This is a genomic window from Liberiplasma polymorphum, from assembly GCF_043951795.1.
Taxonomy (GTDB): domain Bacteria; phylum Bacillota_I; class Bacilli_A; order Izemoplasmatales; family Izemoplasmataceae; genus Liberiplasma; species Liberiplasma polymorphum.
Window position 1 is genome coordinate 43,704 of the sequence record NZ_JBIOAG010000011.1, and the last position, 14,607, is coordinate 58,310.

Consider the following 14,607-nt stretch of genomic DNA (forward strand, 5'->3'; position numbering starts at 1 on the left):
ATAAAACGCAATTATATATAAAATAACAATAATAACTACACGGTGTGCCTCACCTTTAAAGTTTAATAAAAGGTTTGATGGCTTCAAAAGTTGCCTCACCAATACCACTTACTTTTAAAATATCTTCTAATGATGTAAATGGTCCATTATTTGTTCTATATTCAATAATTCTATCTGCCGTTGCAGGACCAATATTTGGTAGTGAGATTAATGCTTCTTTTGTCCCGTGATTAAGCGATATTTTTCCGTCATCAAAAGCATCTGTTATATCTGAATCTCCATTGTGGTTTTGTGGTGGAACTACAATAACGTTTTGATCGAATAATATTTGAGATAAATTAATTTTTGACTCATCCGCATTCACTGTTAATCCACCCGCTAAATGAATAAGCTGAAACAACCTTATATGTTCGTTAACTTTGTAAACTCCTGGATGATTCACTTCTCCTTTTAAGTCGATATAAATGTAAGTACTTTTTGGTTCTTCTCTTACTTCATTGATGTAATTAGGTGTTATAGTTTGTGCACTAACAGATTGTATTTTATTTAAAATAAAGGCAATCACAAGTAATAATAATATGCTTACAATAATAATTTGGTTTTGGTATTTTTTTATCATAAAAAAACACTCCTTTCACTTATATAGTAAAGTTAGAGTGTTTATTTTTCTTTTTGTTTTAAAACATAAATGATGCGTTCTTCAAGTTCTATTTTATCGATTACATTAAAGGCGCTAATCATTTGATAAAGGTCTTCTTCTAGGTATCCTTTAGTAATGTGTGTTTCGGTTACTTTATTCACTGTCACTTGGTGTTGATGGGCACAATGAAGATTTACCGATTTAACTTCCCATTCAATATCGTAACCTTCAATAAGAATAGCTTCATTATGACCGATTAAACTTTCTATATACGTACACTTTAGACTATCAAAAATACATAACCCGTTATTATTTAAACTATTAAACACATGTTTAAATAGTTGGTAGACTTCATCTTTGGTATTTAAGTGGTTTATGACATCTACAGGCATAATAATTAGATCATATCTTCCAGTTATCGCTTCAGTAATATTATGTTGTAAAAAGGTGATATTAACGCCATCATTACCGGCATAATAACTTGCCATTTCTAACATTTCTTCATTATTGTCCATAGCGGTTGCATCATAGTCTAATTTTGCAAGTTCACGCGATAAGTAAGCCGTGCCACAGCCAAGTTCTAACACTTTAGATGGGGTTGAATATTTTAGAATTAAATCAAGATAGATTGTATATAACACATCGTCCATGAGTTGTTCATAAATCGGTGCTAATACGCTATAACTCATAGTTTGTCTATATTGATTTGTGGCACATCTAACCACATTTTTTCCATATTGTAAAACTTTCTTTCTTCTTTAGTAAAAATATTCACAACGATATCTTTAGCATCCATTAATACCCATGCGTTTGAATGATTACCTTCTACATTTGGCAAATCGTATTTTGCTGCTGATAAATCATCTTTTAAATGTTTAATGGCTGCTTGAAGTTGTCGAGTATTTGAAGCGGTTGAAAGAATAAAATAATCAAAAAATGGACTTCTCTCACGCATATCATAAACGATAATATCCTCTAATTTAAGTGATTCTAGTGCATTGACAACAATTTTAATTTTAGACATTATTTTCTCCTTGTCTTTTATAGTAGTTAAAAGCATTATAAGCTATTTTGGGAATAGTGCCTCCCGTGTTTTTAAAAAAATTGATTGATGTTTTTATGGCTTCGTAGACGGCCATATCTAAGTCTTTAAAGGCGATTTCACGAACATTTACACAGGAAGGGTACATTCTATTTGGTTCAATATAATCACTAATGAAAATGATTTTTTCAAGCTTGCTCATGTTTGGTCTTCCTACTGTGTGCGATTCAATGGCACGGATTATATCTTCATCATTGATTAAATATTTTTCTTTAGCTACTGCTGCTGCACTATAAGCATGATATAGCGGTTCAGAAAAATCCTCAAGAATAGATTCATCATAGTATTTCTTAATAATATCTATATGATATTGAATTGGTTCATATTTAGTTAAATCATGTAAATAGGCTACGATTTCGGTTTTTTCTAAAGAAACCCCGTACGTTTTTGCAAGTTTAAGCGCTGTGTTTTTCACACCATAAATGTGATTTAATCGGTCGACTTTATGCTTATATACCTCAAGTAAATCCTTTTTTATGGTCTCTAACATTAAATAATTGCCTCTCTTTGATAAGGGGTTATCCCTACTGGTGCATGTAAAGTGACTGTTGTTTTACCTTTTATTGTAATAAAGCCTAACCCTGGAATAACTAAATCTGTTTTCACATTATGTTTAGTCATAAAACGATGCGGTTTTAATGAAATATCTTGATCATCTATTGTTGGTGGAGATAATAGCGTAAACTTATGTTTTTCATAAAACTCATCAGCATTTTCTGTTTTTTGTCTATGAACTTTAAGGGTATTGTTCATATAAATCACAAAACTTGCTTCTTCACCTTGATTAAAATCTAGTCTGACCAACCCTGTTAACCATAATGTTTGACCAGCTTTTAGCTGAAATATTGAAGGTTTAATTTCTTTTTTAGGTTGAATCATTTGATAAGATTTTTCTGATAATAAATGGCCTAGGTGGTTTTTATTAAACAATCCTGGTGTATCATATAAAATTTGATCTTCAAAAGGAATTGGAATAAATCCTTGTGTCGTACCTCTTGTGTTTGAAACTGTGATGAGCGTATCTTTAAAGGCAGTACTTGCTTGTAAGAAAGTGTTGATTAAAGTACTTTTTCCTACATTCGTTGCGCCAACAATATAGATATTTCTTCCTTTACTATACTTAAATACTTGATCAATTAACGCATCAATATCCATACGTTTTATCGCACTAGTTAAGAAAACATCTAAAGGTTTAATTTGATTGACATGTAATTGTTTCATCACGCGGTGCTTAAGTCTAGCATCCGTAACACTCTTAGGTAATAAATCACGTTTATTTGCTATAACGATTAAATCGTTATATTCTGTGAGTTTATGAATTTGTGGCAACATTGACCCTTCTAAATCAAAAAGATCAACAACCATAACAACAAGTGCTTTTTCAAGTGCTATTTTACTTACAATATTTTGATAATCAGCCTCAGATAAATAAGAGGGAATGACTTCGTTGTAATGACGCATTTTAAAACAGCGTTGACATAATATATCAACAGCTTCTTCTAGTTTCTTTGGTGTATAAAAGGGTTTTTTAGGGTCGGTATTTTGTAAATGCCCTCCACAACCCATGCAAGTTCTTTCCATCATTATCGCCTCTTCAAATCTAAATTTTGGTACGTGTTAGGATGTTCTTTTTCAATTCTTCTTAAGATTCTGTTTTCTAAATAACGATTAACTTTTGTATACCATTTTTCGCTTTTTTTCTTGATTGGTAAGACGAGTACAACTTGAAGTTTTAGTCGTTTTGCACCATAAACATCTGTCATAATTTGATCACCAATCATACAGATTTCTTCTTTTTTATAAGATTTTTTTGCTAATTTGATTGCTTTTTTAAAGCCTCTTTTTAATGGTTTTTTTGCGGATGCAATAAATGGTGTTTCAACGGCGTTCGCAAATAGTTTAATGCGTGCTTTATGGTTGTTTGAGACAATGATTGTCTCAAAGCCCATGGTGTTTAGCCCTTCAAAAAAATCATGAAGTTCTTGGTGAGGAATGCTTTGATCATAAGGGATTAAGGTGTTATCAAGATCAATTAATAAAAGCCGTATCCCATTTTGATACAGCGCTTTAAAGTCAATGTCACAAACAGTGTTTTCGTGGTAATCAGGTATAAAATGTAAAGTATTAAAAAAGTGATGTATCATAGTAGCCTCCTATTTATACCGTAATTATACTAAAGCCCATAGACTTTGTCTATCTTAGGACGATGTGTTCTGAAAGTATAGTGTTTTTCGTAAGTGATTTAGTTGATGTTTTAACACTTTATGATTGGGAATATATGTAGCTAAAAGTGTATAGTAGTTTTTTGAATGATTTGCTTCGATTAGATGACATAGTTCATGTACATAAATAAACTCAAGGAACTCTATAGGATAATGAATCATTTCTAAATTAATAGAGATGTGTTTTTTTGTAGGTTGACAACTGCCAAATTTAGATTTCATATATTGCATGCGATATTTAACATGCTCTAAAGAAAAATGGTCTTTATACTTAGCTTCAAGTTGCATAACCTCAGCAAGTAAAATCTCTTTAAGTGTTCTTTTTAATGCTTTTGTTAAGCTATTTAAGTCATGATTTTTAACTGCAATCGTTACATGTTTGTTTGTGATATCTAAATTAAATGTATCTGTAAACTCTAATGTATACATCATGCCAAAAATTAAGACTTTTTTAGTCTTAATGATATGGTCAATAAGAGAAATTTGTGGTTTCATTTTTAGTAATGTTGATTCGTTTTCTTCTATGACTTTAATCAATGTTTTTTTAGTTGTATATTTGGGCATACTTACTTGAAATGATGTTTCATCTATTGGTTTGATGATAATGCGACGTTGACGTTTATTACTACGTGTATGAAACGTATACACTTGATTATTGATATGATGCTTAATCATGATAAATCATGTAACAGTTCATTTAATAGATTCGCTGCATTTAACGCTGCATTTTTTAAGAATGTATTGAAATCATGGCTTTGACTTTCATCACCAATAACATCTGAAATAGAACGGATAATTAAAAAAGGCACTTGTTCTAAATGGGCAATATGTGCAATCGCACCAGCTTCCATTTCAATCGCATTAAGATTATCATATAAAGCTATTACATCTTCTAGTGGTGAAAGTGAGGTAATAAACTGATCACCTGATGCTATAGTTCCGGTGTGAACATCAATATGAAGTTTCTTTGCGATTTGAAAGGCTTTTTCAAGTAACATACTATCTGCTTTAAAGGTTGGATTAAGTCCTGGTACTTGCCCTTTAACATAGTTAAATGCACGTACATCGACATCGTGGTAAGTAACTTGTTCTGATAAAACTACTGCTTGGTGGTTAACGTTAATACCACCAGCAACCCCACTATTTAGTAAAATCTCCACTTGATAATGTTCGATTAATTTAGTGGTTGCATACGCTGCATTTACTTTTCCAATCCCAGATAAAATCATCGTTAGATGATGGTTGTTAGTTTTAGTTTCATAAAATGTCAAATGATTGATTTTATTAATATGAACATTTTCACAGTATGATAAAAACGCATCTAATTCTTCTTGCATAGCAAAGATTAATCCAATTTTCAATGTGATCACCTCTTATTAATTATGAAAAAAAGAATGGCAAGCATTCTTTATTTCACGTCAACAATCGTTACTTTAACTTCTTTATTTGCTTCGGTTTTAAACGTAACTGATTCACCTTTTTTATGACCAATAACGGCTTTACCAACCGGTGATTCGTTCGAAATTTTACTTTCTAGTGGGTTCGCTTCTAAAGTCCCTACAATGGTGTAGTCTTTTGGTTCTAAACCATTTAGTTTTAAAGTCACGAGTTTTCCAATGTTAACTTTATTAGAATGATCTTCTTTTATAAGTTCAGCATTTTTTAAAATAATCTCGAGTTCTTTAATACGCTTTTCAATACGTGCTTGTTCATCTCTGGCTGCATCATAATCTGCATTTTCACTTAAATCACCTTGTGCACGTGCTTCTTTTAGGGCTTCTAGATTGCGTTCACGATCAACTGTTTTAAGTGTTTCTAGTTCTAATCTTAACTGATCGATACCGGATTGTGTTAATTTATATTTTCCATTTGGATCCATGATTATTCCTCCTTATTTGCATCTAGACATGTATTTTATCATGAATTGATGCTTCTGACAACATGATTTTAGTTTTGAACTTTACGTATCATATCAAACGGTTTTAGTGGCATGGGAATTTTTAATTTTAATACTTCTTTAGGATGTCTTGCGATGGTAATGATTTCACCATTTTCGTTCATAAGTTCTGGGGCAATTAAGCTTACGGCTTCGTAGCGCGGGGTAAATACTTCGATTAAATCCCCAGTTTCAAAGTAATTACGTTGTTCTATTGTCGCAATTTGGGTTTTTTCATCATAATCAAGGACTAACCCTATAAATGCTTGGGTTGGTTGCTCACTTCTTAAATTATATAATTGTTCATTTACGGTTGTCATACCTTCCATAAACCCATGTGATGTGAGACGATTTTCAGCTTTTTTTATTTCGAGTAAATATTTAGGTAATTCTACTTCTAGTTCATCACAAATTTCATCGATGAGTTTACGATAAGTTTTAACAACGGTTGCGATGTAATGGATACTTTTCATTCTGCCTTCAATTTTAAGTGATTCAACCCCAATATCAATAAGTGATGAAATATGTCTTATGGACTGTAAGTCTTTTGAACTCATCGCAAATGGGATAATGTGATTTTTCTTATCATCTTCTTCAAATAAATCGTAGTTCCATCTGCAAGAATGCGCACAACCACCTCTATTAGCATCGCGATCTGTCATATTATTTGAGAGTGTACATTTCCCAGAATAAGAAACACACATCCCTCCATGAATAAAGACTTCTAAGTCAGCATCTGTTTGACTTCTTAAAGTTCTTAATTCATCAAGGGATAATTCTCTAGCTAGAACAATTCTTTTCACACCACGCGTAACCCAAAATTTAACGGCTTTATGGTTAGTGATTGATTGCTGAGTAGAAAGATGAATTTCTAAATTAGTATGTTTTCTAGCAACATCAATTAAACTCGATGATGCACAAATGATGGCATCAACTTCTGCTTCCTCTAGTGCTTTTAAGTAAGGTAGTAAATCATCTAAATCCTCTGTATGAGGAATAATATTAGTGGTAACATAAACTTTTTTCCCTAATTGATGCGCAAATAGGCAGGCTTCTTTTATTTCTTCAATTCCAAAGTTTGATGCCCTTGCCCTAAGTGAAAACTGTTTACCGCCAATAAATACGGCATCAGCACCATACATAAGCGCAATTTTTAGTTTTTCTAAATCACCTGCAGGGGCTAGTAATTCCGGTTTTCTCATAGGATTTCCCCCTTCTTATTTAGAATGGTTTTTTTAAAGTAAAAACCATCATCATGGGTTTCTTTATATTTTTCAATGATTGCCTCATAGGATTTGCTGTTTAATGCTACATAATAGTCATTAATCAAGTCGAATGTATGCTGTTCTAAAAATAAAGTGTCGATAATGAGGGTATCTATATGTGGTTTAATTTGTTCTAAGACCGAAAAACTAGCCAGTGGTTTTGCTCTGAATATATGTGTACCAAACGCGTCTTGAACAATTTTATATGATTCATCACGTTGTTCTTCAACAATCGTGAGTTTTTTACTGTTTTTAATGGAATCTGGGTTTTCTTCTTCTGTGTATTTAAAGAAGTTTTCAACAAGTGGTCTTCTTGAATGAAACATATTTAAGTATCCATGGCCTACTAAAGTAATAGGTAGTGGTGCATCTATTGATATTTCTAGGACGTCTTTTAATGTTAACTCTCGTGCTAAAACAATGGATTGAATTTTTTCATGTTTCCAAAATTCAGCATCAATTCTTGAGGTTGTATAGGTTTCAGGATAATAGATAAGTTTATTGGTTAAACCAAAACTTTCTGAAAGTACATAAACGGCTAAATCCGCGAATAAAATACCATCAATATCAAGTTCTTTTAAGTCAGATAGGGCATCTTGTGCTGCTTCAATATGATCATCATGCATAATAATATTCATATTAATCCACACTGATTTTTGGTGAGATTTCACCTTGTTAACTAGTCCTTTAATGGTTTCGATGTCATAGGTTACTTTCATGCGATGGGATAGATTTTCATAGCCGATAATAATCGTATCCACTTCAGTTTCTAATAGTTGTTCTAACGTGGTTTCGTCATTCAAAGTAACTGCAAGTTTCATCGGCTCACCTCTTTTGCTTTAGACTTACACTCATCCCATCCCCAATGGGATAGATGACTGAAAAATATTCATTTCTGGTCATTAAGTATTGATTGAAGGCATCAATTTTTTTGGTAAGACTTTTAACGTTTTTTGATGTGTTTTCTTCAAACAATAACCCATGGAATAATAAATTATCTGTCACGATGACCCCTTCTTCTTTTAGTAAGGGTTCAAAACGTTCAAAAAAATTGATACTTTGTGCCTTAGCAGCATCGATAAAGATTAAATCAAATGGTGCGTTTAAAACAGCTAAATCCACCGTTAAAGCGTCGCCTTTTATAAGTGTGATTTGATCTTTATAAGTGCTATTTTCAATATGTTTTAGGGCAAGCTTTATCATCGATTCATCACGTTCAATTGTCGTAATCTGAACATGTGATGCAGTTGATGCCATGTGTAGTGCACTATAGCCTATTGCTGTACCAATTTCAAGAATATTTTTAGCGTGTTTTAGCGCAATTAATTGTTTTAAAAAAAGCATCCCTTCATAGGTAATAATCGGGACATTATTCTCTTTAGCAAACGTTCTTAAGGAAACGAATAAACTATCCGTTTCCTTAAGATTTATTTGTTTTAAATAGGTTTCGTTATTCATGGGTGTGATGATCATGGTCATGATCGTGATCATGCTCATCTTCATCTAAGAATTGTTCTAATTTTTCTTCAATCATGTCCCATTCTTCATCTGATTCAATTGGTAATAAATTTCCACCTTCTCCATCTTCAGTGTAAATGGCAGCAAATACTTCATCAGAATCACCTTGTTCTTTATAGACTACATAAGATTTTTGTGTTTCTTCTGATGTGAAGGTAAAGAGAATCTCATAATCAAATTCGTTTCCATGTTCATCTTCTACGCGTAAAGTTTTGTCATTCATTGTAGTATCCTCCTTATTTTTTACTGTCAAGATAGCTTTGTAAAATAATTTTAGCCGCTTCTTGATCAATATTTTGCTTTCTTTTTTTTCTATTTTTATTACTATCAATCATTTGCGCTTGTGCCATTTTAGATGTTAATCGTTCATCCCATAAATATATTGGTATAGAAATGGATGCTTCTAATAAAGCTTTAAACGCCAATGTTTTTTCCCCTTGTGAACCTATCGTACCGTTCATATTTTTTGGTAGGCCTAAGACGATGCCTTCAACTGTTTCTTTCGTTAGAAATTGTTCTAACTTTTTAATCGCATCAGGATAATCATCTTCTTCAAAGCGGATAGTCTCAACACTACGTGCTAAGATTTGATAAGGATCACTTAAAGCGATACCTAATGTTTTTGTGCCCAAATCTAGTCCTAAGATTTTCATAATAATGATGCCTTAACGTAGCGAATGACTTCGTCTACTTTTGAAACATCTTTTGCACCAGCTTGAGCAAAGTCAGCTCTACCACCGCCACCGCCACCTGCAATGCGTGCAGCTTCTTTAACTAAGTTTCCTGCATGCACATCAATGGTTGATTTTGCGATAAATAACACTTTATCTTCTGTGACATTTGCAATAAACACAACACCTTTTTGCAAGTGACTCATAAGTGTATCCGCTAAATTTTTAACCGTTTTTGGATCATAGTTGCTAACTCTTAGTACTATTTTACCATCTTTTGCTTCTTTAAGATAGGTTTGAACATCTTTTAATGATGCTTGCTCTCTTAAATCATTTAATGCTTTTTCTAATTGTTTTACATGGTGTTGTAGTTCTGTAAAATATTGACGTTTGTTTATAATATCTTGGTAAGACCCGCGTACTTTTTTCTTAACTGGGAAATCAATTGATAAATTGAAGCCTTCTTTTTTAGCAGTTTCAATTAATTGATTCGCTTTTTGAAGGGTATTTTCTATGTTATCTTCAATCCCACGCATAAAGTATTCAATATCATAAACTTTATCTTTTGCTAAGGCTGTAATACGATAAATTCCTGAACCTTTTGATTCAACACTTGCAATGGCGAAGCGCTCAATATCACTGGTATTTTCAACATGAGTTCCTCCACATAAATCAAGGGTAACCCCCATATCAATGAGACGAACTTTGCTTTCGTATTTTTCACCAAACTCTGCGATTGCACCACGTTCTTTAGCTAAATCAACTGTGGTACTTTCAATGTGTACGTCTTGGTTTAAAGCAATCTTTTCATTGACTAATGCTTCAATTTTCAAAATCATATCTTCATCAATAAGTTCAAAATGATTAAAGTCAAATCGTAAATATTCAGGTCCAACTAAGCTGCCTTGTTGGCTTACATGTTCCCCTAAAACCTCGCGCAAGGTTTGATAGAGCAAGTGGGTCACAGAATGGTGTGCCATCGTACGTTTACGCATAATGCTATCTACTTTTAAAGTAACCGTGTCATTTTCTTTTAGATCATGGTGTTCTATAACGTGAATAAATTGGCCGTTTGGTAGCTTCTCAACATCAATAACTTCATAAGATTGGCCATTTTTAACAATGACGCCGGTATCAGATACTTGTCCACCACTTTCTGCATAAAATGGGGTTTGATTAAAGACAACGCCTTCAGGAAAGACTTTTATAACTTGGGAAGTAACCTCTAAATTATCATACCCAACAAATTCACTTTTTTCTTTAAAGTTTAAAAATGCTTCATTTTGATTTTTCATAGAGGTCATAACTTTTCGTGCTGAACGTGCACGATCTTTTTGCATTTGCATTTCGAAGTCAAAGCCTTTTTTATCAATTTTTTTCCCTTTACTCTCAGCGTATTCCTCTGTTAGTTCTACTGGGAATCCAAATGTATCATAAAGCATAAAAACATCTTTACCACTTATAACATCGACTTCATCACTAAGTAAGTGTTCAAGAATTTTTTCACCTTGATTTAAAGTTTCTAAAAACTTAAGTTCTTCTTTTTCAATGACTTGTTTTGTAAAATGAATCGTTTTATTTAAATAAGGATAAGTCTCTTGCATCATATCGACAACGGTTTCTACTAGTTCTTTTAAGAACGGTCGGTTAATTCCCAGTTGTCTTCCATGTTTTACCGCACGGCGTAACAATCTTCTTAAGACATAACCTCTTCCTTCATTAGATAAGGTAGCCCCATCACTGATTGCGAATGTAACGGTCCTTATATGATCTGCGATGACTTTAAAAGACATAGACCCGTCATAGGGTTTGTTTGCTAAACGACTAATATGTTTAATCACTGGGAAAAATAAGTCTGTTTCAAAGTTTGTATCCTTACTTTGAATCACACATGCCATGCGCTCTAGACCCATTCCAGTGTCAATATTTTTATTTGGAAGCTCTGGGTATTCTTCTCTTGATAACCCTGGCTTTGCGTTAAATTGTGAAAAGACAATATTCCACACTTCAATATAGCGATCATTTTCAATATCATCACGGATGAGCGATATATCGCCTTCACCAAATGCACTACCTCTGTCAAACCATATCTCAGTACAAGGTCCGCAAGGCCCGCTACCAATTTCCCAAAAGTTATGGTCACTTTCGATAATATGGGATGGATCCACGCCAACTTCAATCCAACGTTTTTTGGTTTCTTGATCGGTTGGATATACGGTATAATATAGTCTTTTCGGATCAAACCCATAATAGGATTCGCTTGTTAAGAGTTCATATGCCCAAGGAATGACTTCATCTCTAAAATAATCCCCAATTGAAAAATTCCCTAACATTTCAAAAAATGTGTGATGTCTAGCCGTTTTTCCAACATTTTCGATATCATTTGTACGAAGACATTTTTGTGCGTTTACCAGTCTTGGATTTTCTGGAATTTTAGAACCGTCAAAATAACCTTTTAGTGCTGCAACCCCAGCATTAATCCAAAGTAATGTTGGATCATTAATTGGGATTAAACTCGCACTTTCTTCAATCTTGTGATCTCTTTCTTCAAAAAACTTTAACCAGATTTGCTTTATTTCGTGCCCTGATAAATATTTCATCGTCTCACTCCTTTAAAATAAAAAAAACGTCCTTAAAAAAATCATTTAAGGACGAAAAAATTCCGCGGTACCACCTTAGTTCTATTACTAGCACTCGATGCGTTAACGCTGCATAGCGGATGTAATTTCTTACATCTCTCCGAAGTCGCTTCAGTCAAACGCGCATGTTTGTTTACACCAACCACAAACTCTCTTTGCTTTACGCTTGCTTACTTATCTTCATCATCAATTGAATGTATTATAACGGAAGTTAGTTAAAAATGCAAACGTTATTGCTCATCATCTAAAAAATCATATGGGCTTAAATTTTGCATCTCTTCGCCTAAATAATCAAAGGGAATGGTTGAATCATTTATCACATGATTAGGTGCAATTACATCCTCATCAACCGTTTGATATGCTATCTCATTTAATAAGCGCTCTTTTAATTTGGTTAAGCGGGATTCTTCTAAATTTTTAACGGCATAACTTAGTTTATCTATATGCCCTAAAATCATAATCCTCTCTTTGGCACGGGTAATGGCTGTGTAGATTAGTTTACGCTTTAACATAATAGAATAACTACTAAAAATAGGTAAAATAACGACTTTGTATTCACTCCCTTGTGCTTTGTGGATACTCATCGCATAAGCATGGGTTATATTGACTAAATCCTTCATTCGGTATTTTACAGTTGCATCTAAAAAATCTACTGTGAGTTCTTCTGTATCATTATCAATCGCTATAACTTTTCCTTGATCACCATTCATAACCCCATCTTCAATTTGATTGGTGAGTTGTAATATTTTATCACCTACTTTAAAGAGGCGATTATTGTATTTAAGTACTTCTTCATTATTATGGTTATAGGTTTCTTGTAAGAACCGATTGGTTTCATCAATCCCAACTGTGCCTTTATACATTGGAATGAGCACTTGGATATCATCTTGTAGGTCATACCCTAATTGAATTAAGTAGTCGATGGCTTTTTTAAGTCTTGGTTGAAAATTTTGCGGGGTTTCTTTAAATATATAGCGGTCATCAAATTGTTCATCTAAATTACTAGGTAAATGGCCTAAACGGATTTTTTGGGCCAAATCAATAATATGAGAATCACTTGCTTGTCGGTGAATAACATCGAGGGTTATCGTGGGAATAATTTTAGAATCAATTAAGTCTTTAAACACTTGTCCTGGTCCTACACTTGGTAACTGAGCATCATCACCAACAAAGATAATATTAGCATAATCAGGTAAACTTTGTAGGAGTTGACTTGCTAAAAATAAATCAATCATACTCGCCTCATCAATGATAAATAAGTTGCCTTCTACTTGATGATATTTATCGTGTTGAAAAGACCCATCAAAACTATACCCTAAAAAACGATGAATGGTTTGGGCGTATGCATTGGTGGATTCTTGCATGCGTTTAGCCGCACGCCCTGTTGGGGCGATTAAATGAATGGATGATTGCTCACTTAGGGCTGGTTTTTTCAAATTATAATACGTGTAATAAACATGAATTAATCCTTTGATAACGGTTGTTTTTCCTGTACCTGGACCGCCTGTTAATATCATCATTCGGTGCTTTAAAGCATTTATAATAGCGAGCTTTTGTTTGCTGGAATAATTAATGGCTTCTTTTGTTTCGAATTGTTTAATTAAGTTATGAACTTTTGCTTCATCGATGGTTTGCGGACTTTCATTTAAAACTTTGATTTTATGGACAATTTCTTTTTCTGCTAAAACGACTGTTCTTAGCGCAATATTATCATCTTCAACCATTAATTTTTTTTCGTTTATTAATGTGTTCACGTGATCTAAAACAGCCGATTCATCTATAAATGCGTCATCTTTACTTAATCGATTGGCTGCAGTTTCAATAAAGGCATCCTTTGGTAAAAATGTATGCCCTTGTTGGTAAGTAATAAACTTAAATAGGTATATAATCATGGCACGGATACGTAAAGGATTTGTATCTTCAAAACCTAATTTTTTAGCTATGTGATCGGCACGATCAAAACCGATACCTTCTATATCATCAATCATTTTATACGGATTTTCTTCTAAAATTCTTAAGGTTTTTTCTTTATAGACACTAATAATTCGCATGGCCATTTTACTAGAAATCCCGTATCCATATAATTGAATGAGTGTTTGTTCACTGGCTTTATGTTTAATTAGACCTTCATATAAAGTATCTTTTACTTTATCTGTAAGTTTAGGAATTTGATCGAGCGCTTCCTTATTTTCGATAATAATTTTTATGGTGTTTTTCCCTAATGTATTCACAACTTTTTCAGCAGTTTTGGGACCAACTCCAGTAAATAAATCACTAGATAAATAATCAATAACCCCTTCAATATTCGTTTCACTACTACGTTCATAGCTTTTAGCATTAAATTGTTCTCCGTAGGTAGGGTGTACACTAGTTTCTCCAAAGAATCTAATTTCATCCCCTTTAGAAAAACGAGGGAAATAGCCTGTAACAGTAACAAGTTCATGGGAAAAATCATCAAAAAGTGACTTTTTGATGGAGGTTTCAGTAACGGTAACTTTTATGATCCCGTAATTATTTTCTTCATTATAAAAAGTAATATGTTTAACAATGCCTTGAAGATAGTCCATGGGCTCACCTCTTCGTTATTATAGCATGTTTTACTCATGAAAGTCGC

16 protein-coding genes and 1 other annotated feature are annotated in these 14,607 nt (G+C 33.1%); all 16 genes read right to left on the reverse strand.

From position 1 onward, the window contains the following. Positions 1-55 precede the first annotated feature (55 nt). Positions 56-619 (reverse strand): helix-hairpin-helix domain-containing protein, encoded by a 564-nt coding sequence (locus ACHAJD_RS03875; protein WP_435584553.1) that lies wholly within the window; start codon positions 617-619, stop codon positions 56-58. Between the two features lie 41 nt (positions 620-660). Next, complete coding sequence (locus tag ACHAJD_RS03880) at positions 661-1,329, reverse strand: class I SAM-dependent DNA methyltransferase (protein WP_435584554.1); 669 nt, start codon at positions 1,327-1,329, stop codon at positions 661-663. After that, positions 1,326-1,664: a ribosome silencing factor gene (gene rsfS / locus ACHAJD_RS03885; RefSeq protein ID WP_435584555.1), complete on the reverse strand. Its 339-nt coding sequence runs from the start codon at positions 1,662-1,664 to the stop codon at positions 1,326-1,328. The genes ACHAJD_RS03880 and rsfS overlap by 4 nt, the downstream gene beginning before the upstream one ends. Continuing rightward, positions 1,657-2,232 carry a bis(5'-nucleosyl)-tetraphosphatase (symmetrical) YqeK gene (gene yqeK, locus ACHAJD_RS03890; RefSeq protein ID WP_435584556.1) on the reverse strand — a complete coding sequence of 192 codons (576 nt, stop codon included), beginning with the start codon at positions 2,230-2,232 and terminating at the stop codon, positions 1,657-1,659. The genes rsfS and yqeK overlap by 8 nt, the downstream gene beginning before the upstream one ends. Then, a complete protein-coding gene (yqeH, locus tag ACHAJD_RS03895; protein WP_435584557.1) occupies positions 2,232-3,323 on the reverse strand; it encodes a ribosome biogenesis GTPase YqeH in 1,092 nt (363 codons plus the stop codon). The genes yqeK and yqeH overlap by 1 nt, the downstream gene beginning before the upstream one ends. Positions 3,324-3,325: 2 nt before the next feature. Then, complete coding sequence (locus tag ACHAJD_RS03900) at positions 3,326-3,886, reverse strand: YqeG family HAD IIIA-type phosphatase (protein ID WP_435584558.1); 561 nt, start codon at positions 3,884-3,886, stop codon at positions 3,326-3,328. A 54-nt stretch (positions 3,887-3,940) separates the two neighbouring features. Then, positions 3,941-4,639, reverse strand: a complete 699-nt coding sequence (locus ACHAJD_RS03905) for a SprT-like domain-containing protein (RefSeq protein WP_435584559.1) — start codon at positions 4,637-4,639, stop codon at positions 3,941-3,943. Beyond that, positions 4,636-5,325 (reverse strand): 5'-methylthioadenosine/adenosylhomocysteine nucleosidase, encoded by a 690-nt coding sequence (locus ACHAJD_RS03910; protein ID WP_435584560.1) that lies wholly within the window; start codon positions 5,323-5,325, stop codon positions 4,636-4,638. Before ACHAJD_RS03910 ends, ACHAJD_RS03905 begins: the two co-directional genes overlap by 4 nt. Before the next feature lie 47 nt (positions 5,326-5,372). Then, entirely contained in the window at positions 5,373-5,843 is a 471-nt protein-coding gene (gene greA, locus ACHAJD_RS03915) for a transcription elongation factor GreA (protein ID WP_435584561.1), read from the reverse strand. A 68-nt stretch (positions 5,844-5,911) separates the two neighbouring features. After that, positions 5,912-7,102 carry a peptidase U32 family protein gene (locus tag ACHAJD_RS03920; RefSeq protein WP_435584562.1) on the reverse strand — a complete coding sequence of 397 codons (1,191 nt, stop codon included), beginning with the start codon at positions 7,100-7,102 and terminating at the stop codon, positions 5,912-5,914. Continuing rightward, complete coding sequence (locus ACHAJD_RS03925; protein WP_435584563.1) at positions 7,099-7,986, reverse strand: peptidase U32 family protein; 888 nt, start codon at positions 7,984-7,986, stop codon at positions 7,099-7,101. Before ACHAJD_RS03925 ends, ACHAJD_RS03920 begins: the two co-directional genes overlap by 4 nt. A gap of 4 nt (positions 7,987-7,990) precedes the next feature. Then, a complete protein-coding gene (locus ACHAJD_RS03930; protein WP_435584564.1) occupies positions 7,991-8,656 on the reverse strand; it encodes an O-methyltransferase in 666 nt (221 codons plus the stop codon). Continuing rightward, positions 8,616-8,906: a DUF1292 domain-containing protein gene (locus ACHAJD_RS03935; RefSeq protein WP_435584565.1), complete on the reverse strand. Its 291-nt coding sequence runs from the start codon at positions 8,904-8,906 to the stop codon at positions 8,616-8,618. Before ACHAJD_RS03935 ends, ACHAJD_RS03930 begins: the two co-directional genes overlap by 41 nt. Positions 8,907-8,919: 13 nt before the next feature. Further along, positions 8,920-9,336 carry a Holliday junction resolvase RuvX gene (gene ruvX / locus ACHAJD_RS03940; protein ID WP_435584566.1) on the reverse strand — a complete coding sequence of 139 codons (417 nt, stop codon included), beginning with the start codon at positions 9,334-9,336 and terminating at the stop codon, positions 8,920-8,922. After that, the gene (gene alaS / locus ACHAJD_RS03945; RefSeq protein WP_435584567.1) at positions 9,333-11,954 is read right to left on the reverse strand and encodes an alanine--tRNA ligase; all 2,622 of its coding nucleotides are present in this window, start codon (positions 11,952-11,954) and stop codon (positions 9,333-9,335) included. The genes ruvX and alaS overlap by 4 nt, the downstream gene beginning before the upstream one ends. A gap of 44 nt (positions 11,955-11,998) precedes the next feature. After that, positions 11,999-12,189 (reverse strand) — a binding site (T-box leader). Positions 12,190-12,223: 34 nt separating this feature from the next. Then, positions 12,224-14,560, reverse strand: coding sequence for an SF1B family DNA helicase RecD2 (gene recD2, locus ACHAJD_RS03950; RefSeq protein WP_435584568.1), 2,337 nt, complete (start codon positions 14,558-14,560; stop codon positions 12,224-12,226). Between the last annotated feature and the right edge of the window lie 47 nt (positions 14,561-14,607).